General features: G+C 71.1%; 17 protein-coding genes. 3 read left to right on the top strand and 14 right to left on the bottom strand.

Features of this window, described 5'->3' with window-relative positions:
* Nucleotides 1-34 precede the first annotated feature (34 nt).
* Nucleotides 35-403 carry a GntR family transcriptional regulator gene (locus C0R66_RS13960; RefSeq protein ID WP_101525218.1) on the top strand — a complete coding sequence of 123 codons (369 nt, stop codon included), beginning with the start codon at nt 35-37 and terminating at the stop codon, nt 401-403.
* A 118-nt stretch (nt 404-521) separates the two neighbouring features.
* On the opposite strand, the gene rplQ is transcribed toward C0R66_RS13960, so the two are convergent.
* The 11 genes from rplQ to C0R66_RS14015 all read right to left on the bottom strand — a co-directional run bounded on the left by rplQ (nt 522) and on the right by C0R66_RS14015 (nt 15,378).
* The gene (rplQ, locus tag C0R66_RS13965) at nt 522-1,097 is read right to left on the bottom strand and encodes a 50S ribosomal protein L17 (RefSeq protein WP_101525219.1); all 576 of its coding nucleotides are present in this window, start codon (nt 1,095-1,097) and stop codon (nt 522-524) included.
* 59 nt (nt 1,098-1,156) lie between these two features.
* Nucleotides 1,157-2,173, bottom strand: a complete 1,017-nt coding sequence (locus C0R66_RS13970) for a DNA-directed RNA polymerase subunit alpha (RefSeq protein ID WP_101525220.1) — start codon at nt 2,171-2,173, stop codon at nt 1,157-1,159.
* A 122-nt stretch (nt 2,174-2,295) separates the two neighbouring features.
* Entirely contained in the window at nt 2,296-2,904 is a 609-nt protein-coding gene (gene rpsD, locus C0R66_RS13975) for a 30S ribosomal protein S4 (protein WP_101525221.1), read from the bottom strand.
* 26 nt (nt 2,905-2,930) lie between these two features.
* A complete protein-coding gene (gene rpsK / locus C0R66_RS13980) occupies nt 2,931-3,326 on the bottom strand; it encodes a 30S ribosomal protein S11 (protein ID WP_101525222.1) in 396 nt (131 codons plus the stop codon).
* Nucleotides 3,327-3,396: 70 nt separating this feature from the next.
* Entirely contained in the window at nt 3,397-3,771 is a 375-nt protein-coding gene (gene rpsM, locus C0R66_RS13985; protein ID WP_101525223.1) for a 30S ribosomal protein S13, read from the bottom strand.
* Between the two features lie 209 nt (nt 3,772-3,980).
* Nucleotides 3,981-4,094 carry a 50S ribosomal protein L36 gene (gene rpmJ / locus C0R66_RS13990; protein ID WP_101525224.1) on the bottom strand — a complete coding sequence of 38 codons (114 nt, stop codon included), beginning with the start codon at nt 4,092-4,094 and terminating at the stop codon, nt 3,981-3,983.
* 25 nt (nt 4,095-4,119) lie between these two features.
* On the bottom strand, nt 4,120-4,341 hold the full coding sequence (gene infA, locus C0R66_RS13995) for a translation initiation factor IF-1 (RefSeq protein WP_026145687.1): 222 nt from the start codon (nt 4,339-4,341) through the stop codon (nt 4,120-4,122).
* Between the two features lie 251 nt (nt 4,342-4,592).
* Nucleotides 4,593-6,932 carry a transglutaminase-like domain-containing protein gene (locus C0R66_RS14000; protein ID WP_101525225.1) on the bottom strand — a complete coding sequence of 780 codons (2,340 nt, stop codon included), beginning with the start codon at nt 6,930-6,932 and terminating at the stop codon, nt 4,593-4,595.
* Nucleotides 6,929-8,134 carry a DUF58 domain-containing protein gene (locus tag C0R66_RS14005; RefSeq protein WP_101525226.1) on the bottom strand — a complete coding sequence of 402 codons (1,206 nt, stop codon included), beginning with the start codon at nt 8,132-8,134 and terminating at the stop codon, nt 6,929-6,931. The genes C0R66_RS14000 and C0R66_RS14005 overlap by 4 nt, the downstream gene beginning before the upstream one ends.
* Before the next feature lie 7 nt (nt 8,135-8,141).
* Nucleotides 8,142-9,110 (bottom strand): AAA family ATPase, encoded by a 969-nt coding sequence (locus C0R66_RS14010; protein WP_101525227.1) that lies wholly within the window; start codon nt 9,108-9,110, stop codon nt 8,142-8,144.
* Nucleotides 9,111-9,159: 49 nt separating this feature from the next.
* Nucleotides 9,160-15,378, bottom strand: a complete 6,219-nt coding sequence (locus C0R66_RS14015; protein ID WP_101525228.1) for an Ig-like domain-containing protein — start codon at nt 15,376-15,378, stop codon at nt 9,160-9,162.
* 202 nt (nt 15,379-15,580) lie between these two features.
* Between C0R66_RS14015 and C0R66_RS18745 the strand changes: the two genes are divergently transcribed.
* Both C0R66_RS18745 and C0R66_RS14020 read left to right on the top strand, forming a co-directional pair.
* Nucleotides 15,581-16,798, top strand: coding sequence for an FHA domain-containing protein (locus C0R66_RS18745; protein ID WP_158648051.1), 1,218 nt, complete (start codon nt 15,581-15,583; stop codon nt 16,796-16,798).
* Nucleotides 16,795-18,174: a serine/threonine-protein kinase gene (locus C0R66_RS14020; RefSeq protein WP_158648052.1), complete on the top strand. Its 1,380-nt coding sequence runs from the start codon at nt 16,795-16,797 to the stop codon at nt 18,172-18,174. Before C0R66_RS18745 ends, C0R66_RS14020 begins: the two co-directional genes overlap by 4 nt.
* Nucleotides 18,175-18,183: 9 nt before the next feature.
* On the opposite strand, the gene map is transcribed toward C0R66_RS14020, so the two are convergent.
* From map to secY, 3 genes are read right to left on the bottom strand one after another with little or no spacing between them, the layout of a single operon-like run.
* The gene (map, locus tag C0R66_RS14025) at nt 18,184-19,011 is read right to left on the bottom strand and encodes a type I methionyl aminopeptidase (RefSeq protein WP_101525230.1); all 828 of its coding nucleotides are present in this window, start codon (nt 19,009-19,011) and stop codon (nt 18,184-18,186) included.
* Nucleotides 19,012-19,025: 14 nt separating this feature from the next.
* A complete protein-coding gene (locus tag C0R66_RS14030; RefSeq protein ID WP_101525231.1) occupies nt 19,026-19,601 on the bottom strand; it encodes an adenylate kinase in 576 nt (191 codons plus the stop codon).
* Complete coding sequence (gene secY / locus C0R66_RS14035; protein WP_101525232.1) at nt 19,601-20,896, bottom strand: preprotein translocase subunit SecY; 1,296 nt, start codon at nt 20,894-20,896, stop codon at nt 19,601-19,603. The genes C0R66_RS14030 and secY overlap by 1 nt, the downstream gene beginning before the upstream one ends.
* Nucleotides 20,897-20,973: the final 77 nt, after the last annotated feature.

Below are 20,973 nucleotides of genomic sequence, written 5' to 3' on the forward strand. Positions count from 1 at the left end.
GGCGCCGCGAGAGTCCAGCGCCATACTCGTCTCCATGACCGAGACTCCGCTGGCCCACGTGGACCGCGACGATCCCGAGCCGCCCTTCGAGCAGGTGCGTCGCCAGATCGCGGCCAAGGTCGCGTCCGGTGAGCTCGCACCGGGGACCCGCCTGCCCACCGTGCGCGCCCTGGCCGAGGGGCTCGGCCTCGCCGTGAACACCGCCGCCCGGGTCTACAAGGAGCTCGAGGCCGACGGGGTGGTCGAGACCCGCGGCCGGCACGGCACGGTGGTCCGCGGCAGCGCGGCGGCCGCCGGCGCAGGCGCCGTACAGGCGGCGGACGAGTTCGTCGCCCAGTGCCGACGGCTGGGGATCCAGGTCTCGGACGCCGTCCGGCTCGTCACGGACCGCTGGCCCCGCTGACTCCCCGCCCCCAGGTTCATGTGCGCAGTTGCGGCGGTCCCGGGAAGCCGGAGAAGCACGAGAGCCCGCCACCTGCCAGGCAGGTGACGGGCTCTGGTGCAACCAGGGTCGCGGAGTGTTACTCCTTGACCTCGGCGTCCTCGGTGGACTGTGCCTCGGCGGTGTCGGCGTCGCCGTTCTCGGTCGAGACCACCTCGGTCTCACCGTCGACGCCCTCGGCCTCGACCTCGGCCGGAGCGGCCTCGTTGGTCTCGGTCTCCTCCGCGGGGGTCTCCTCGGCCTCGACCGGAGCCGCAGCGGCCTCGGTCTTCTTGGTCGAGGGAGCCTTCGGGGAGTACGCCTCGGTCACCAGCTCGATAACGGCCATCGGCGCGTTGTCGCCCTTGCGGGGACCGATCTTGGTGATCCGGGTGTAGCCACCCGGACGCTCGGCGAACGACGGGCCGATCTCGGTGAAGAGCTGGTGGACGACCGACTTGTCGCGGATGGTCTTGAGGACCTCACGACGGTTGTGCAGGTCGCCACGCTTCGCCTTGGTGATCAGCTTCTCGGCGTGCGGGCGCAGGACGCGCGCCTTGGCCTCGGTGGTGGTGATCCGGCCGTGCTCGAACAGGGCCGTGGCCAGGTTCGCCAGGATGAGGCGCTGGTGGGCGGGGCTACCGCCGAGGCGCTTACCCTTCTTGGGCGTAGGCATAGCTGTTTCTCATTTCTCTCCGGCCGTACCAGGTACCGGAGCAGATGGGGTTGCGGGGATCAGTACTGCTCGTCCTCGACGAACGCGTCGTCGTCGTCGTCGCTGTAGGCGGCGAGCGCGGCGTGCGGGTCGAAGCCGGGGGCGCTGTCCTTGAGGGACAGACCCATCTCGACGAGCTTGGCCTTGACCTCGTCGATGGACTTGGCACCGAAGTTGCGGATGTCGAGCAGGTCCTGCTCCGAGCGGGAGATGAGCTCACCCACGGTGTGGATGCCCTCGCGCTTGAGGCAGTTGTAGGAACGGACCGTCAGCTGCAGGTCCTCGACCGGGAGGGCGAGGTCCGCGGCCAGCTGCTCGTCGACCGGCGACGGGCCGATGTCGATGCCCTCGGCCTCGACGTTGAGCTCACGCGCCAGGCCGAAGAGCTCGACCAGGGTCTTGCCGGCCGAGGCGATCGCGTCGCGGGGACGGATCGACGGCTTGGTCTCGACGTCGATGACGAGCTTGTCGAAGTCGGTGCGCTGCTCGACACGGGTGGCCTCGACCTTGTAGGTCACCTTCAGCACGGGGCTGTAGATGGAGTCGACCGGCATCCGGCCGATCTCGTTGTCGGCACCCTTGTTCTGCACCGCGGAGACGTAGCCGCGGCCACGCTCGACGACGAGCTCCATCTCCAGCTTGCCCTTGTCGGACAGCGTGGCGATGCGCAGCTCGGGGTTGTGCACCTCGACACCAGCAGGCGGCGCGATGTCGGCGGCGGTGACGTCACCGGCACCGGACTTGCGCAGGTACATCGTGACGGGCTCGTCGTGCTCCGAGGAGACGACCAGACCCTTGAGGTTGAGGATGATCTCGGTGACGTCCTCGGTGACGCCCTCGATCGTGGAGAACTCGTGGAGGACGGTGTCGACCTTGATGCTGGTCACTGCCGCCCCCGGGATGGAGGAGAGCAGGGTACGACGCAGCGAGTTGCCGAGCGTGTAGCCGAAGCCGGGCTCGAGCGGCTCGATCACGAACCTCGAGCGGAACTCGTCAACGGACTCTTCCGACAGGGTCGGGCGCTGAGCGATAAGCACTTAATTTTCCTTTCCGGACCCACCCACCATTTGACGGGCCCGAACTGCGGTGTCGAGGAGGACTTGCGACGCCGTGGCCCGGTGGCCGCCCCCTGGCGAGGCGCGACCACCGGGTCATCGGTTTACTTCTTCGAGTAGAACTCGACGATCAGCTGCTCCGTGACCGGGACGTCGATCTGGGCCCGGGTCGGGATCTGGTGCACCAGGATTCGCATCCGGGTCGGGATGGCCTCGAGCCAGGCGGGGACGACGCGCTCGCCGTGGGTCTCGCGAGCCACGATGAACGGGGTCATCTCCAGGGACTTCTCGCGCACGTCGATGACGTCGTGGGCGCTGACCTGGAACGAGGGGATGTCGACCTTGCGGCCGTTCACCTTGAAGTGACCGTGCACGACCAGCTGGCGGGCGTGACGGCGGGTGCGAGCGAAGCCGGCGCGGTAGACCACGTTGTCCAGGCGGCACTCCAGGAGCTGGAGCAGGTTGTCGCCGGTCTTGCCCTGGCGACGCGATGCCTCGACGTAGTACTTGTGGAACTGACGCTCCAGGATGCCGTACGAGAAGCGGGCCTTCTGCTTCTCGCGCAGCTGGAGGAGGTACTCGCTCTCCTTGATGCGGCCCTTGCCGTGCTGGCCGGGCGGGTAGGGGCGACGCTCGAAAGCTGCGTCACCACCGACGAGGTCGACACCGAGACGGCGCGACTTCTTGGTCATGGGACCGATGTAACGGGCCATTAGAAGGTCTCCTTAGTCTCTGGTGCTCAGACGCGACGGCGCTTGGGCGGGCGGCAGCCGTTGTGGGGGGCGGGCGTGACGTCCTGGATGGTGCCGACCTCGAGGCCGATGGCACCCAGGGACCGGATCGCCGTCTCGCGGCCCGAGCCCGGGCCCTTGACGAAGACGTCGATCTTCTTCATGCCGTGCTCCTGCGCCCGGCGACCAGCGGCCTCGGCGGCCATCTGGGCAGCGAACGGGGTCGACTTGCGCGAGCCCTTGAAGCCGACGGTGCCGGCAGAGGCCCACGAGATGACCGCGCCGGTCGGGTCGGTGATGGTGACGATGGTGTTGTTGAACGTGCTCTTGATGTGGGCTTCGCCCTGAGCGACGTTCTTCTTCTCCTTGCGACGTACCTTGGTGGCACGGCTCTTGGGAGGCATTCAGTTCTCCTGAGGTAGCTGGTCTGGTGAGTTCGAGAAAGTCGGCGGTGACGAGGGCGTCAGCCCAGGATCACTTGGCCTTCTTCTTGCCGGCGACGGTGCGCTTGGGGCCCTTGCGGGTACGCGCGTTGGTCTTGGTGCGCTGGCCGCGGACCGGGAGGCCCATGCGGTGGCGACGACCCTGGTAGCTGCCGATCTCGATCTTGCGGCGGATGTCGGCCTGGACCTCGCGACGGAGGTCACCCTCGATCTTGAAGTTGGCTTCGATCTCGTCGCGGAGCTTGACCAGCTCCTCGTCGCCCAGCGTGTGCACGCGCGCGTTCGGGTCGACCCCGGTCGTGGCGAGGAGCTGCTGGGCACGGGTACGGCCGATGCCGTAGATGTAGGTGAGTGCGATCTCGATGCGCTTGTCGCGCGGGAGGTCAACACCAACGAGGCGAGCCATGTGTCTGGCGTTCCCTTCGGTAGTCCGCTGCGGTGTCTGTCGTGTCGCGTCCCGGCGCCTCTCCCAGGTCGTGGTGACCTGGCGAAACCGGGCTCCGGCCGCTGCTCCGGAGGTGATTCGCTGGACGTGGCGTCCAGCTAGCTAACACGTTGATTGATGTTGTGCTGTTGTTCAGTTCTCCTGCGAGGACGACCCGAGGGCCGCCCACCTCAGCCCTGGCGCTGCTTGTGGCGGGGGTTGTCGCAGATGACCATGACGCGACCGTGGCGACGGATGACCTTGCACTTGTCGCAGATCGCCTTGACGCTGGGCTTGACCTTCACTTGGAGGGCCTTTCTGGGTGGCTGGTTACTTGTAGCGGTAGACGATGCGACCACGCGTGAGGTCGTACGGAGAAAGCTCCACCACCACGCGATCCTCGGGAAGGATGCGGATGTAGTGCTGACGCATCTTTCCGCTGATGTGGGCGAGCACCTTGTGTCCGTTGCTCAACTCGACCCGGAACATGGCATTCGGCAGGGCCTCAGTGATGGTGCCCTCGAGCTCGATCACGCCTTCTTTCTTCGGCATGTCCTCCACAATCTGTCGAAACGTTGTCTACCGTTTGCTGCGCCGTACGACGGGTGCCGTGCGGGTGACCCGGGAACCTCCCGCGTGAGCGGGTGGACCTCGTGGACAGCTGTTCAACCACCTCATCCCAAGCACGCAGAACTGCTCCGAGGAGCGGATCGCACGTTGCTCGGGCAGCCGCGAGTGGCCGACAAGCATGCCCACGTTGGGCCGACACGCCAGTTTAGTGGCTTCAGGCGGGAAACCCCTAATCACCCCCGGCGGCGACGCCGTCCGGCCCCGGGCAAGAACGTCACCGGGCTGATCGCGGCCAAGATCCGGGCGCGTCGTCCCACGCCCTGGCTCATGGTACGCCGCTCCTCGTCGACGACGGCCCAGAAGTCCGCGGCCTCGTCCTCCAGCGGCACCCTGGGGCCGAAGACGAAGCCGTCGGCACGACGGGCGAGCGCAGGCGCGCGGTCGGAGTCGATGGCGCCGGACTGCTCGCGCCGGGTGACCGTGGGCCCCAGCGGCACCGGCTGCCCGAGGTCGCGGGCATGGTCCACCAGCTCACGCCAGGCCCCCACGAACCGGGCGGACGTCGCCGGGCTGCTCCGGCGGCGACGCCGCCGCCAGGCCTTGGCCCCGATGACCGAGCCGAGCAGCGCACCCAGCAGCAGCAGCGGCAGGCCGACGTAGCGGGCCACGAAGCCCACCCACGCGGGGAGGCCGGTGGACTTCTCCTCGTCCTCCTTCTCCTCCTTCTCCTCCTGCTGCATCCGGGCGCGCAGGTCGGACGCTGCGGCCTCCCCCAGGTCGGACGGCGGCGGGACCGGCGCCGGCGGTGGCACCACGGTGCCGCTCATCGGCTCCCGGGTCTGCGGCTGCTGCTCCGAGGGCGGGCGGTCGGACATGAACTCCTCGGTCGGCAGGGTGCGCCACGAGCCGTCGGCGACCCGGAGCTCGACCCAGGCCTGGACGTCGCGGCCCTCCACGACGCCGTCCTCCTCGAGCACCGCTCCGAGCACGACCCGGGCCGGGACACCGAGCTTGTTGGCCAGCAGCGCCATCGCCGCGGCGTACTGCTCGTCGTTGCCCACCATCGGGTCGGCGTTGACGAACCCGTCCGAGAGCCGCTTCAGCCCGTGTCCGGGGAAGTAGCTGCGCTCGGCCTTGCGCACCCCGTCGGAGTAGCGACCCTCGGTGCGCAGCCGCTTGGCCACCGCGAACACCCGGGCCATCGGCGTGGTCGCGTCCTCGGTCCACTTGTCGCGGACCCGGTCCAGGAAGCCGGTGTTCTCCCCCAGTCCCCGGACCAGCGAGGAGGGCGTCGAGTCCGGGGTGACCTCGTCGTCGGGCAGCACCGCCTCGAAGGAGTAGACGTCCCCGGGGTGCACGCCGCCGGGCACCACCGCGGTGGAGGTGGCCAGGTTGTAGCGGAACGTCTCCTTCTTGCCGTCGGCGTCACCGCGCTCGAACCGCATCGACTGCAGCCCGCCCACGGTCGGCAGCCACACCCCGGAGTAGCCCTCGCCCACGGTCACCCGGACCTCGACCCGGTCGCCGTCCATCGGGTTGTCGATCACCGAGGAGACCCGCTGGAACCCGTCGCCGCCCTCGTCTGCCAGGGGGTCGTTGGTGGCCCCGTAGACCAGGCCGTCCCAGGCGTCCAGGGCGGCGAGGCGGATCCGGGTGCCCGGCGCCGCGCCCGTGACCCGGAACAGCTCCCGGTCGTGGACGTTGAGCGGCTCCTTGCGGCCCTTGAGGTCGACGTAGTTGCGGAACGAGGCCAAGGGCGAGGGGTAGCGCCCGATGTCGAAGGGGGGCGTGACGTGGTCGCGCAGCACCACCCGCTCCGCGTCGTCGCCCAGCACCGCGTTCGCCACCGGGATCGCCGCTGAGGCGGCCACCGCGAGCACCGCGACACCGGCCGCCGCCCGGACCGGGGTACGTCGTCCCCCGCGCACGCTGGCACTCTCCCGCCGCTCGCGCAGCGCCAGCCAGCCCAGGGCCACCGCGGCGAAGCCCGCGCCCTGCAGGAGCAGCGAGGCGGGGTGCTGGACCCCCACCAGGATCACCACCAGCAGCACCGCCGCGGCGACCAGCACCGGCAGCAGGGCGGTCACCCAGGACCGGCTGGTGCGGACGAACTGCGCCCAGGCGCCCAGCAGTCCGCCCGCGAGCCCCAGGGCCCACGGCAGCACCAGCAGCGGACCGTCGCCGTCGACGGGCGGCAGGGTGGTCAGCATGTCCTTCCACCCGAAGAGCGCCTGGTCGGCCAGCTCGCCCAGCGTCCCGGGGCCCGGCACGAAGGCGGTGTCCCCCGTCGAGCGCAGCGTCAACGGCCCACCCAGCAGGAAGAAGATCGCCACCACCAGCACGACCGCGGCCACCAGCGGCAGGCGGTAGGCGCGCACCACCAACGTCGAGGCGACCCCGAGCAGCACCCCCAGCGTGCCCACGAGCGCGAAGCCCCAGCCGGTGAAGGACGAGCCCAGCCCGGACAACGCCAGCGCCAGCAGCACCACGAGCAGCCCGAGGTCCGCCCACTGCGTGCCCCGGGGCCAGTCACGCCGGACCCGGTTGCGGGTCGTGGTGCCCCCGGCGCTCATCGCAGGCTCCAGCGCAGGACGGCGCCCAGGTCCTGCTTGCGACCCAGGTGCAGCACCGGCATGCCCCCGGCCTCGGTGACGCGGCTGGTGCTGCCGGGCTCCACCAGCACCGCCAGGCGCCGCACCTCGGGCGGGAACGCCGCGGCCGCGCGCTGGACGTCGGAGAACGTGCCGGCCGACCCGGTGACGAAGAAGGCGAGGCTGGTCTCGGGTGCCACCGCCACGGCACGGCGGGCCGTCGCGACGATGCCGGCGGTGCCGAAGTCGGCGCGGCACACCGAGTCCAGGGCCAGGTGCGCGCTACCGCCGGCGGAGGCCTCGGCGCCGCAGACGAACGTGACGTCGAAGTCGTCGGTGGCGGCGCGCACGGCGATGGAGGCCGTCACCGCCATGGCGACCTCGAACTCCTCCTGGTCCCCCCACACCGAGGGCCGGTCGTCGACCACCAGGGTCGCGTGGCTGCGGCGGGTGTCGAGGTACTGCCGCACCAGCAGCGCGGCCTCCCCGGTGGAGGCCATCACCTTGGCGCTCGAGCGCCAGTGGATGTGGCGCAGGTCGTCGCCCGGCGCGTACTCGCGCAGCGCGTGGAAGGCCAGGTCGCTCTGGCTCACCGCATCGGTGGAGACACCCTCGAGGTCCCGCAGCAGTCCGGCACCGAGCGAGTCCAGCGGCACCAGGGGCGGACGCACGAGCACCTCGCGTCGCGGCGTCCACACCATGTCGCGGGAGAAGATGCCCAGCGGGTCGCCGCGGCGCGTGGTGGCGGGACCCACCGCGATCACTCCTCGGCGCTCGGTCCGGATGGTGAAGGACTCCTCGTCGCTGACCTGGGGAGCCAGGGCCCCCAGCGCATAGCGGTGCACGGTGGAGCCGACCGGCACCTCCAAGGTGGTGGGCACCAGACGACTGCTGGCCACGTTGGTGACCACCACGCCCGCGGCCACCGACTGTCCCGCGGTGACGCGCTCGGGCTCCAGGCGCAGGTCGACCCGCACGCTGGTGCGCCCCAGCAGGAAGGGCCAGGTGAGCAGCAGCAGCAGGAAGCAGGCGGCCGACAGCACCGCCAGCTCGCGCCAGCCCGCAGCCAGGGCCGCCGCTCCCGAGGCCAGGCCGAGGCCGAGGATCGTCCAGCCGACCGGCCGGACCACCCCCAGAGCCACCCGGGCCCGCTCTCGCAGCTGCTCCACACCCACCTCCGGCATGCCGACCTCAGGCCACCCGGTCGGTGGGCGGCGAGACCGCGTCGAGCAGGCGACTGATGACGGTCTCCACGCTCACCCCGCTGAACTGGGCCTCGGCGTCGAGCAGCAGCCGGTGGCTCAGGACCGGCTCGGCCAGCTCCTTGATGTCGTCGGGCACGACGTGGTCGCGTCCGTCGGCGGCCGCCCAGGTCTTGGCCACCCGGATGAAGGCCAGGCACCCCCGGGGCGAGAGGCCGAGCTTGACGTGCGGCTGACGGCGCGACTCCTCCGCCAGCTCCGCCACGTAGCCCACCACCGCCGGGTCGACGTACACCTCGTCGGCGAGGCCGCTCATCTGGGCGATCGTCTCGGCCGTGATCACCGGGGTGACCAGCGAGGCGCGGTCTCGGACCTTCGCGTTGACCAGCAGCTCGATGGTCGCGGCCCGGTCCGGGTAGCCCAGCGAGGTCTTCATCAGGAACCGGTCCAGCTGCGCCTCGGGCAGGCGGTAGGTCCCGGCCTGCTCGATGGGGTTCTGGGTGGCGATCACCAGGAACGGGCGGCCCACCGAGTGCGGGACGCCGTCGACGGTGACCCGGCCCTCCTCCATCACCTCCAGCAGCGCCGACTGCGTCTTGGGCGAGGCCCGGTTGATCTCGTCGGCCAGCACGATGGTGTGGAAGATCGGGCCGGGATGGAACTGGAAGGTCCCCTGGTGCTGGTCGTAGACCGTGACCCCGGTGACGTCCGAGGGCAGCAGGTCGGGGGTGAACTGGATCCGGGCGTGGCTCCCCTGGACCGTGTTGGCCAACGCGCGCGCCAGCATCGTCTTGCCGGTGCCGGGGACGTCCTCGAGCAGGATGTGCCCCTCCGAGAGCAGGCAGGTGAGCGCGAGCCGGACCACGTGGCGCTTGCCGAGCACGGCCTTCTCCATGTTGTCGGTCAGCTGGTCGAAGGTCTTGCGGAACCACTCGGCCTGCTCGTGCGCGATCGTCATGCTGCTCCTCGGGTCGTCGTCACTCGGTCGGGGGTTCGTGCGTCGGAGGTCATTGCCATCCCCAGGTGGTCGAGCCCGGCGGCCGGTTGCCGCCCTTCTCGGTGCAGGTGGCGGTCACGAACCCCTCGTAGAAGGCCAGGCTCGTGGTGTGGTTGTCGTTGGTGTCGAAGTCGAAGTCCCAGAACTGGTTGGGCTGCAGCGAGTTCGTCACCCGGCACTTGTAGGCCCGGTTCATGTCCGTGGTGGTGATCACCAGGTGGCCGCAGCTGGCCACGTCGCACTTCCACCAGCTGGGCTCGCACCCGCCCAGGGTGGAGTCGTCGGCGTCGCTGCACGGTGAGCGGGACAGCGAGATCGACGGGGGCGGCGCGGTTCCCGAGCCGGTCTTCAGGCTCCGCGACGGAGCACCCCGGGCCACGCCGAGGTCGGTCAGCGTGGCCACGATCTCCACGCCTTCCTCGAAGGTGCTGGTGGTGAGGTCGAAGCCCTCGTTGAAGGAGCCCGGCCCCAGGTCGCGGACCGTGTCCAGGTAGCGGCCGTTGGTGCCCACAGCGGTGACCTGGAGCCGCACCGGCCGACCGTTGCCGGACCCGGCGACGTTGAAGTTGATCGTCTTGCCCACCACCGAGCTCACCACCGGTGCGTTGAGGTGGGTGCCGGTCAGGGGGCCGTAGCTCTGCAGGAACTTCACCCCGCTCGTGGTGCACCCCACCTTGGCCGCGTTCTCGTTGCACAGCCGCAGTGCGACCGAGTGCGCGCTGAGGTTGTCCGGGACGTTGATGGTGCGGCTGCGGGCACCGGTCTCGTTCCAGGAGCCGATCACCACTCCGTTGACCAGCACGGAGACCTGGCTCAGGGCGCCACGGGCCTCGGGCACCGAGTAGGACAGGGCGAGCTCGTTGTCGCGTCCCGTGGCCGAGCCGCTCCACTCCCCCCAGGCCGAGGGGACGCCGATCGCCTCGAACACCACCGGGGCGCTGACCGGCGAGGTGTTGCCACCGGCGTTGTGTGCCTGGACGGTGTACTCCCAGGTGCGGCCGTCGTAGGGCACGTCGAGCTGGCGGCACGAGTTCGCCTCGATCCGCGAGCAGCCGGGCAGCACCACCGGGGCGCCGCCGGCGACCCGCGCCGAGACCGAGTACGTCGTGGGGCCCGGCCCCTCCGGGAGCACGGCGTTCCACTGCAGGAGCACCGCCGTGCTGCTCTTGCCGGTCTGCTGGTCGGTGTGCCGCAGACCCGACGGGGTCGGCGGCGTGCCCAGGGACTGGAAGGGCTCGGAGACCCGCGGCTCGGAGGTGTCGGCCTTGTTCCGGGCGCGGATGGAGAAGACGTAGGTCTTGTTGTTGTCCAGGTTGGGGACGACGTAGCTCTTCAGGTCACCGGGCACGTCGGCGCTGCCGCCGGGCCAGGTGAGGTAGTACATGAGGATCTCCGAGGTCTGGGTGCGCGGCGCGCCCCAGCTGATCGTCATCGTCTTGTCGCCCCGGCTCGTCTGACGGATCCACGGCACCCGTCCCGGAGCGATGTCGGCCACCGCGGACCGGGAGCGCTCGCTCCAGTCGGAGAAGCCCACCTTGTTGTGGGCGCGGGCCTGGAAGGAGTACTGCTTGCCGTTGGCGGGGACCTTGAAGTCGCCTCCGTTGGTGCGGAACCGCTGAGTGCCTCCCCCGCCGTTGACGGCGCGCACCTCGTAGTAGTCGATGGGTGCCCCCTGGGGCTCCGACGGCCGCCAGCTGAGCCGGATGGCCCGGTCGCGGACGCTGATGTCCTGCGGCGCCCCGGGCACGCTCGGCACGTCGAGGACCTCGATGCTGATGCGTCCCGTGACCCGGCGCTCGGGGCCCGGGTCGCCGGCGACGTCGGTCATCTCGACGCTCAGCTCGGTCCGGCCCCGCGCTCCCTTCGGGGAGCTCAACCGCAGCATCGAGCCGGACGAGGTGGCCTGCACCGAGGTGCCCGAGACCCTGCGCACCCCCAGGATCCGCGGCTCGGCGTCGGAGACGCCCGGCTTGAGGTAGCGCGCCAGGTCGATCTCCTTGCTGGTGCCGGGTCGCATGTCCGGGACGGGGATGGCGGCCAGGGAGGGCGACGGGGCCCGCACCACCTGGACGGTGAGGGTCTGAGGGTCGCTCTTCCCGGCGCGGACCGTGATCCGAGCCTCCGAGCCGGCGCGCGCCTCGCCGGCGGCCGCGATCCGCACCGCCGGGCCGCCGTCGTTGGCCAGGCTGACGCCGGAGGCCTCGCTGGCCCACTCCACGGTGTAGTCGAGCCCGACCAGGTCGGCCGGGTCGGCGGTCCACACGTAGCACACCGACTGGATGTCGATGGAGATCGAGTCGGCCTGGGCGACCTCGAACGGCGTCGCCGGGCACTCCAGGTCCGGCTTGTCGCTACCGACCTGCACCGGGATCGTGATGAGCGTGGGCTGCTGGCTGCCGCTGTCCTCGGTCCCGTCGTCCTCGAGCCGAGGGACCACCTCCACCAGAACGGCCGCGGGACCCCGGTAGTCCTCCTTCGCGGAGATCTCGAAGCCCTGGGCTCCGGTGCTGCGCGCTGTCAGCTGGGTGCGCGGCGAGGACCAGATCCGGTTCTGCCCGACGATCTCCACCGCGCCGCCCGTCGGGCTGGCGATGAAGTCGCCGAGCTTGTGCTTGGAGGTCTTGCCCGCGTCCAGGTCGATGGAGGCTCCCTCGCGCAGGTAGGGCCGGCCGCTGCCCGTCGCCGGGACGAACAGGGAGGCCGAGGCCACCCCGCCGGCCGCGTCCTCGACGCGGAACGGGACCACCCGGGGCTCCTCGCCGCGCTGGACCGTGAGCACGTTGCCCTTGCGCTGGTAGATCGCGCGGTCGGCGTACACCTCGGTGACCTGGAGGTCCTCCACGGCGCCGTCCGGGTCGTAGGCGGCGGCGCGCTCCCCGTCCGAGGCGAGGAGGTTCACCCGCACCGCGTCGCTGTCGTCGGCGCTGCCGTAGGCGTCGTACACGATGGGCGGGTTGTTGTAGCCCTCGATCGTGGCCAGGGTGGCGCTCGCCCGCGACTCGTCGATCCCGTTGCTCAGCACGTAGACGACCTCGACCACGTCGGCGCCGGCGGCCTCGGGCGCCTCGATGACCACCGGCCCGATCTCGGACTCCAGGGAGACGCCCTGCGGGGGGTCCACCAGCTCGATGGTGACGTTGTCGGCGGCACCGATCTGGTCGTTGGCGAGCACGTCGAGACGAGCGGTGGCCCCGGGCGCGGTGGTGATCGCGTCGGGCACCGCCACCGGAGGCTGCGGCGCACTGGCACGCACCACGGCCACCCGCACGGTGCCGGTGGCCGCGGCACCTCGGGAGTCCATCACCGTGTAGCTGAACTCCTCCGACCCCGCCGTGTCCGGGTATGCCTGGAACTCCAGGGAGTTGGCGCCGAACCCGATGACCCGGCCCAGTCCCGGGGGTGAGGCGATGCCGGTGATGACGACGGAGTCGCCGTCCGGGTCGACCCCGGTGCCGGGCAGACGCAGGCGCAGGGTGTCCCCCGCGACCATCCGACCCTCGAGGGTGGGTGCCTCGGGCGCGGTGTTCGGACCCCCGGCGGGCACCACGACCACGTTGAGTCGTCCCTGGGCGGTCTCGCCGGTCGAGTTCTGCGCGATGTAGGGGACCGAGAAGGCCTCGCGCTCCTTGACGTCGGTGGGGGCCACGTAGCGGATCACCCGCCCCGAGACGTACGCCGCACCCGCGCTGCCCTTGTAGTCCGCCGGGGCCAGCACCTCGAGCTGTCCGGGGGCTCCCTGCACGGCGTCCCCGACCAGCTGCAGCGGGTCGCCCGACGGGCTGAAGTCGTTGTCCAGGACCGGGTGCACCACCACCGAACCGGCCCGCACCACCGCTCGGTCCGGCGCCGTGACGGGCGTGTTGTCCTCGGGCTGGGGCCGCTGGGTCACCAGGACCTCGCCGGAGACGCCCGAGGAGGCGCCGTTGCTGATCGTGTAGCGCACCACCTGGGCACTGGACAGCTGCCCCTGACGAGCCGAGATCCGCAGCCAGCGCCCGTCCACGATCGCCACGTCGACCTGGTCCGGGCGGTCGGCGCGGGCGCGCTGGACCACCAGGATGCCGCCCGCCGGGTCCACGTCGTTGGCCAGGACGTCGACCGTCGCGGCCGCCTGTCCGTAGAGCGTGAGGGTGTCGGGCATCGCCACCGGGTCCTCGGGCCTGGGCGGCGGCTGGACCACGTCGACGCGGATCTTGCCCCGGGCGAAGGCAGCGTTGCCGTAGGCCGCCTGGTAGTCGAGCAGGTAGGTGCCGGCCTTGTCGGCGTCCACGCGGACCACGCCGGCGTTGGTGTCGGTGCGGATCCGGATGCCGGCCTGGTCGGCGATCTTGCCGCCCAGGGCCAGCTCGGCCTCGGGGGTGGAGGGGTCGCTGCCCGGCAGGTCGTTGGCCAGCGGGCGCACGATGATCGGCTTGCCCACCTCGCCGCTGACCACGTCAGGGGCGGCCACCGCCGGGTAGGTGGTCTGCTCGAACTTGTCCTGCACCGCGAACTGCAGGGACTTGGTCACCGGCGCGGACAGGCCGTCGGAGACGGCGTAGTCGACGCGCACCTCCCCGCCCCGCCTGGGGGCGGTGAACCGCACCCTGCCGTGGTTGGTGGAGCGGGCCGTGGCGCCGCTCTCGCCCTGGCTCACGATCTTGGCCGACTCCAGCAGCAAGGGGTCGCTGTCGTCGTGGTCTCGCCAGTCCGGCAGCACCGGCACCTCGACGGAGCCGCCGGCCGGGACCCGCCAGGTGCGAGGCTCGAACCCCTCGCGCAGCGTGGGTGCGGCGTTGACGTCGGCGGCACGCACGCGCACCGAGACCGTGGCGTGCCCGCTCAGGTTGCGGCCGTCGTCGATGTAGTACTCGAACGTGGCCACGCCCCGGGCGTCGGCCGGCAGCGAGATCTGCAGGGTCTGCCGGTCGGGGCTGATGCCGACCTTCGCACCCGGCATGGTGGGCTTGTCCACGCCCCGGATGGCCAGCAGCCGCCCCTCGGGCGCCGAGTCGTTGTCGAGCGGGTGCAGCACGCTGGTCCGCCCCGCACGCGCCCCGAAGTCGTCAGCCTTGGCCTGCGGCGGGCGGGTGTCACCCTGGGACTGCTGCTCGTCCTCGGTCTCCTTGTCGCGCACCTTGCGGGTGCTGGTGAACGCCTCCCAGTTGTCGATCTTCTGGGGCTCGTCGGCGTCGAGGTCCCAGACCGCACCGCTGGCGCGGTCGTTGAGCACGACCTCGCCACGGTTGACGCGGAAGACCAGGTCGGTCGCGTCCTCGGTGAGCGTGGCCACCACCGGCTCGTCGTCCCCGCAGATGGTCGCGACGTAGCCGGGCCCACCGGACCACGCGGCGTACGAGCAGGCGCCGAGGCGCACGGGCTCGGCCGGTCGGCCGGACACGTCCTCGAGGAGCGTGGTGGTCCGTCCCGTGGTCAGGTCGACGGAGGTGAGCCCGCCCCGGGAGGCGACCAGGACGTCGGCGGCACCGGGCCCGGGCTGCTGGAGCACTCCGCCGGTCGGGACGGTGGCCGAGACGCCCTCCTCCTGGAGAGCGACCAACGCACCGGTCGCGGCGTCGAGGCTCACCGGGGTGTCCCCCACCACCGTCAGGGCGCCCGGTTCTCCGGCTGCCCGGGGCAGGCCCTCGGTCACAGGGTCGGCGAGCTCCGCACCGTCGGGGTGCCAGGTGGCCAGCCGCGCCTTGTCCACCGAGACGACGTACACCGTGCCGGAGGTGGAGACGGCGAGGGCCGCCGCCTTGCCGACCTTCGCGAGCGGGTCGGACTGCTGGTCGATGGCCCCGACCAGCGGCGTGCCGACCTGCGGGTCGTACCGCGAGCCCCACACCGCCCCGGAGCTCGGGTCCAGGCTGGCCAGGGTGCCGCCCCGCATCTGGACCTGCGCACCGTCGGGCAGTGCCGCGGCGGCACCGTCGGTGAGCACCAGGCCCGCGGGGTCGATCCCGACCATCCGGCCGGCCCGGCGGTCGATCCCGGCGACGGCGGCACCGTCCTGGACGACGTCCAGGTCGGCGTCCGACTCCAGGTAGATGGCGCCGTCGAGCCGCCCGATGGGCTTGTTGATCCGACCGAAGTAGCCCTTGTCGGACTTGGTGACCCAGATCCCGCCGTCGTTGAGCTCGGTGCGGTGGCTGCGGTAGCCGTCCGCAGAGACCGCGTAGCCGAGCACGGCACCCGCGGCGAGCACCAGGGCGGTGTTGGACGCGATGGCAGCACGATGACGACGCACGAACCCCCGTAGCGCCACGCTGCCCCCTCGTCCCGTGCCCCCCAGTGCGCGATTAGGGTACGACACGGTTCGTTCCCGCAGGCACGTTGGGCGAGACTCTCGGCTCACATCGTGCCTGCGTTTCGGCGGCGGGACCGGCGTTCGCCACAATGGTCTGCATTCTGCCGGTGGGCGGCCCACGTCCGTGGCAGTCTGGTGCGCGATGCGAGGGGAGGACGGCGTGGTCGAGGAGACCCGGTACGTCGCGGGCGACGGCGTCCTGCTGGGCGCCGGCAGCCGCTGGCTCCTCCTCACCGACCCCGGCGACGAGCGAGTTCTCGACGAGCTCTGGTCGATGCTCCAGGGTCCCCCGCCGCCGGCCTCGCGTCCGCTGACCGAGCGGGTCATGGAGATCGTCGACCGGGCCTTCGACGGCGAGGTGCCCGATCTGGTGCTGCTCGACCTCACGTCCGGATCGCCCGTCTCGACCAGCCGTGGCGCCGGCCGGCTGCGGGTCGAGGGCCAGCGGCACCACCTGTCCCTGTCCGAGCCGGCCGTCATCACTCCCGCCGCCGGCCCCGCACGGCGGCTCCTCGGAGGCGTGGTCCCTGCCCGCAGCGCGGAGGTGAGCCTGCGGTCCGCTGCCGGGAACGACGGTGCCGGCCTGATCGACGGGATCCCCCAGGAGATCCTGGCGGCCAAGGGCCCCGCCGGTCCGCCGCCCCGACGCCCCCGACCCGCCACCCCTCGACCGGCGACGCCCCGCCCGGGCGACTCGGTCGCGCGGGACACCACCGAGCCCGATCCGGCGCTGATGGCCCGCATCGCCGACGCGGCTCCGGCACTCGTGGAGCAGCAACCCCCGACCCGCGTGCCGGCCGGCTCGGACCAGGCACCCGCCGAGGACCACGACGGCTCCACGGTCTTCCGTCCCGAGCACCTCACCGCCGCTCCGGCCGGCGAGACCGTGCAAGCCGTGTGGTGCCCCCAGGGTCACCTGACCCGTCCCACGTCCGCCCTGTGCCGGGTCTGCCGCACCCAGGTCGCGCCGCAGCACCCGCAGCGGGTCCCCCGCCCGGCCCTCGGCGGCCTGCGCCTGCCCACGGGCGAGGTGGTCCCGCTGGACCGGTCCGTCGTGCTCGGCCGCCGGCCCCAGCCAATGTCCACCTCGCCAGCTGACTGGCCGCACCTGGTGACGCTCCCCGCCGAGCACACCTTCGTGTCCCGGATGCACCTCCACCTCTCGCTCGAGGGCTGGGACGTGGTCGCCCGCGACCTCGGCTCCCGCGGCGGTACGACGCTCAAGGTCCCGGGCCAGGCTCCCGTCCGCATGGTCCAGGACCACCCCTACGTCCTGGAGCCCGGTCACGCGCTCGACCTGGCCGACACCTACGAGGTCCGCTTCGAGGTCGGCCCCGAGGTGGGGGTGAGCGGCCCGTGAGCGCCCCGTACCTGCCCGGCTTCACCTTCGTGGAGCACCTGGGCAGCGGCGGCTTCGCCGACGTCTTCCTCTACGAGCAGGAGTGGCCCCGGCAGCGGGTGGCGGTCAAGGTGGTCCGCCCCGACGTGCCGCTGACCGACCGGGAGAAGTCCCTCTTCGCCGCCGAGGCCAACGCGATGGCCCGGCTGGCCGACCATCCCTACATCGTCTCGGTGATCACCGCCGGGCTGACCGAGGACGGCGGCCGCCCCTACCTGGTGATGCGCTTCTGCCCGCCGCCGGACCTGGGGATCCGGGTGCGCTCGCACCCGATGAGCCCGATGGACGCCATCGCGACGGGCATCAAGCTGGCCAGCGCGATCGAGACCGCCCACCGCTCCGGCATCCTGCACCGCGACATCAAGCCGAGCAACGTGCTGGTCACCACCTACCACGAGCCGGCGCTGACCGACTTCGGCATCGCGGGGCACATCCAGGACGTGGCCAGCGACCAGGAGGTGCGCATCTCCTACCCCTGGTCGCCCCCGGAGATGCTCGACGGACGCTCCAACGGGTCCGTGGCCTCGGACGTCTACTCGCTGGGAGCCACGATCTGGCACCTGCTGGTGGGCCGCTCCCCCTTCTCCATCCCCAACGGGGACAACTCGACGCGGGCGCTCAGCGCGCGGATCCTGCACGCAGCGGCACCGGCCACCCAGCGCCCCGACGTGCCGCCCGCCCTCGACCGGCTGCTGCAGCAGTGCCTGGCCAAGGACCCCGCGCACCGCCCAGCGAGCGCGCTGGACCTGGCCCGGGCGCTGCAGCGGATCGAGTCCGACGCCGGCTTCCCGCGGACCGCGGTGGCTGTGGAGGGGGACCGCCCCGACGAGGCGGTGAAGGTGACGCCCACGGCGGTCGAGGACCACACCGTGATGAAGCCGGTCACCGTGATCTCGGCCAGCCGTCCGCGAGCCGCCCTGCCACCGCCGGAGGCCGACGCGGCGCCGGCGTCGCGTGGCGCCGCGTTCTGGGCGGTCACGGCGGTGGTCCTGCTCGCCGGTGTGGTGGGGGGCCTCGCGCTGCGCGGTGGCGGCGAGGACCGCGAGGAGCCGCGCACCACCGAGCCCGCCAGCACCCCGATGAGCGTGCTCCCCGGGGTCCTGGAGCAGCCGCCCACACTGCGCGCCACCCGGGAGGCGGACGGCGTGCGCTTCGAGTGGTCGGTGGGTGGTGGCGTCGAGCGGGGCGACCGGTGGCTGCTGCAGCGCGATGACACCGGCGACTACAAGCGCACCCGGAAGACGTCGTACTTCGTGGCCTCCAGCCGGCGGGTGTGCCTCTCGGTCACGCTGCAGCGCGGCAACGAGGAGTCCCCGCGCGCCCAGGACTGCGCCTAGCCGATCGGGCTAGGCGACTCCGCCGAACGGGACACCGAGCTCGGCCAGCTTCTCCTCGCCGCCGTCGAGCGCCGTCAGCACCCAGGACCCGGTCGGGGTGAGCGCGAACGTGTGCTCGAAGTGCGCGGACCACGAGCCGTCGGCGGTCACCACGGTCCACTCGTCCTCGTCGAGGTCGGTCTCCTTGGTGCCCAGGGTGAGCATCGGCTCCACCGCCAGGGCGAGCCCCCGGACCAGCTTGGCTCCCCGCCCGGGGCGCCCGTAGTTGGGCACGTTGGGCGGCTGGTGCATCTGGGTGCCGATGCCGTGACCGGTGTAGTCCTCGAGGATCCCGTAGGGCCCCTGGCTGCGCACGTAGGTCTCGACCGCATGGCCGATGTCAGTGACGCGACCACCGATCCGGGCTGCCCCGATCCCCCGCCACATGCTCTCCTGGGTGACCTCCATCAGCCGGGAGACCTCTGGGGCGACATCGCCCACCGCGACGGTGATGGCGGCGTCCCCGTGCCAGCCGTCCACGATCGCGCCACAGTCGATGGAGATCACGTCGCCGGCGACCAGCGTGCGGTCGCCGGGGATGCCGTGCACCACCTGGTCGTTCACCGAGGCACAGATGCTCGCGGGGAACGGGGGCTGGCTGTAGCCCTTGAAGGACGGGATCCCGCCCCCTGAGCGGATGTTGTCCTCCGCGATCGCATCCAGCTCACCGGTGGTGACGTCGGGACGTACCGAGGCGCGCAGCAGCTCCAGGGTCTGACCCACCAGCAGGCCCGCGGCGCGCATCTTGACGATCTGTTCGCCGGACTTGATCTCGATGCCGCGGTCGCGCAGTGCCATGAGGTGGCTCCCTGTCAGTGCTTGGAGATCGAGTCGAGCGCCTTGAGCACCCGGGCGGTGACCTCGTCGACCTCGCCCATGCCGTCGACCTCGACCAGCAGGTCGCGGTCCCGGTAGACACCGATCAGCGGCTGGGTCTGCTCGGCGTAGACCTCCTGCCGGCGCCGGATGACGTCCTCGGTGTCGTCAGCGCGGCCGTCGATCAGGGCCCGCTGCAGCAGGCGCTGCACGATCTCCTCCGGGTCCACGGTGAGCACCACCACGGCGTCCAGGGAGTGCCCGGAGTCCCCGATCATCCCGTCGAGCTCCGCGACCTGGGCCACGGTGCGCGGGTACCCGTCGAGCAGGAACCCCGCCTCGGCGTCGTCCTCGGACAGGCGGTTGCGCACCATCCGGTTGGTGACCTCGTCGGGGACGTACTCCCCCGCGTCCATGAAGCGCTGCGCCTCGAGCCCCAGCGGGGTGCCCTGGGACACGTTGGCCCGGAAGATGTCGCCGGTCGAGATCGCCGGCACGCCGTAGCGCTCGGCGATGAACGCGGCCTGAGTGCCCTTGCCTGCTCCGGGCGGGCCCATGATGATCAGACGCATTAGCTGAGGAACCCTTCGTAGTTGCGCTGCTGCAGCTGGCTCTCGATCTGCTTCACCGTGTCCAGTGCGACGCCGACCATGATCAGGATCGAGGTACCACCGAAGGGGAAGTTCTGGTTGGCCCCGATCAGGGCCAGGGCGATCAGCGGGATCAACGAGATCAGCCCGAGGTAGAGGGCACCGGGGAACGTGATGCGCGACAGCACGTAGGACAGGTAGCGCTCCGTGGGCTTGCCGGCCCTGATCCCGGGGATGAAGCCACCGTACTTCTTCATGTTGTCGGCGACCTCCTCGGGGTTGAAGGTGATCGAGACGTAGAAGTAGGTGAAGAAGATGATCATCAGGAAGTACGTCGCCATGTAGACCGGGTTGTCACCGGAGACGAGGTACCTGTTGACGAACTTCAGCACCGGGTTGTCCGTGCTCTGGTTGAACTGCACCGCCATCGCCGGCAGGTAGAGCAGCGAGGAGGCGAAGATGACCGGGATGATGCCCGCCTGGTTGACCTTCAGCGGGATGTACGTCGAGGAGCCGCCGAACATCTTGCGCCCGACCATCCGGCGCGCGTACTGCACCGGGATGCGGCGCTGTGCCTGCTCGATGAAGATGACCGCGGCGACGATGACCAGGCCGACCACGAGCACGGCCCCGAAGGTCCACCAGCCCTTGGTCTGCTGCACCTGCCACAGCGAGCCCGGGAAGGTGGCGACGACCTGGGTGAAGATGAGGATCGACATGCCGTTGCCGATGCCGCGGTCGGTGATGAGCTCACCGAGCCACATGATGACCGCGGTCCCGGCGGTCATGGTCACGACCAGCATCAGGAACGTGCCGGTGGAGTCGCTGTGCAGCAGGTCCTGGTTGCACTGCGGGAGGAGGTTGCCCGAGCGGGCCAGCGCGACGATGCCGGTGGCCTGGAGCAGGGCGAGACCCAGCGTCAGGTAGCGGGTGTACTGAGTGATCTTGGTCTGACCGGCCTGCCCCTCCTTCTTCAGCGTCTCCAGCCGTGGGATCACCACGACGAGCAGCTGCAGGATGATGCTGGCGGTGATGTAGGGCATGATCCCGAGCGCGAAGATGGTGAGCTGGAGCAGCGCACCACCCGAGAACATGTTGATCAGGCTGTAGATGCCCTGGTCCTCGACAGCGGAGAGACAGGACTGCACGTTCGCGACGTTGACACCGGGTGCCGGCACCTGCGAGCCGAGTCGGAAGAGCGTGATGATCAGCAGCACGAACAGCAGCTTGCGCCGCAGGTCCGGCGTGCGGAAAGCGTTGGCGAACGCGCCTAGCACTGGTCCCTCTTCTCTCAACGGTTTCGGTGGTGCGGCCTCGGGCCGACCACCGGCTCTCGGCCCTCGAGGAGGTCGAG

Source organism: Nocardioides houyundeii (assembly GCF_002865585.1).
Taxonomy (GTDB): domain Bacteria; phylum Actinomycetota; class Actinomycetes; order Propionibacteriales; family Nocardioidaceae; genus Nocardioides; species Nocardioides houyundeii.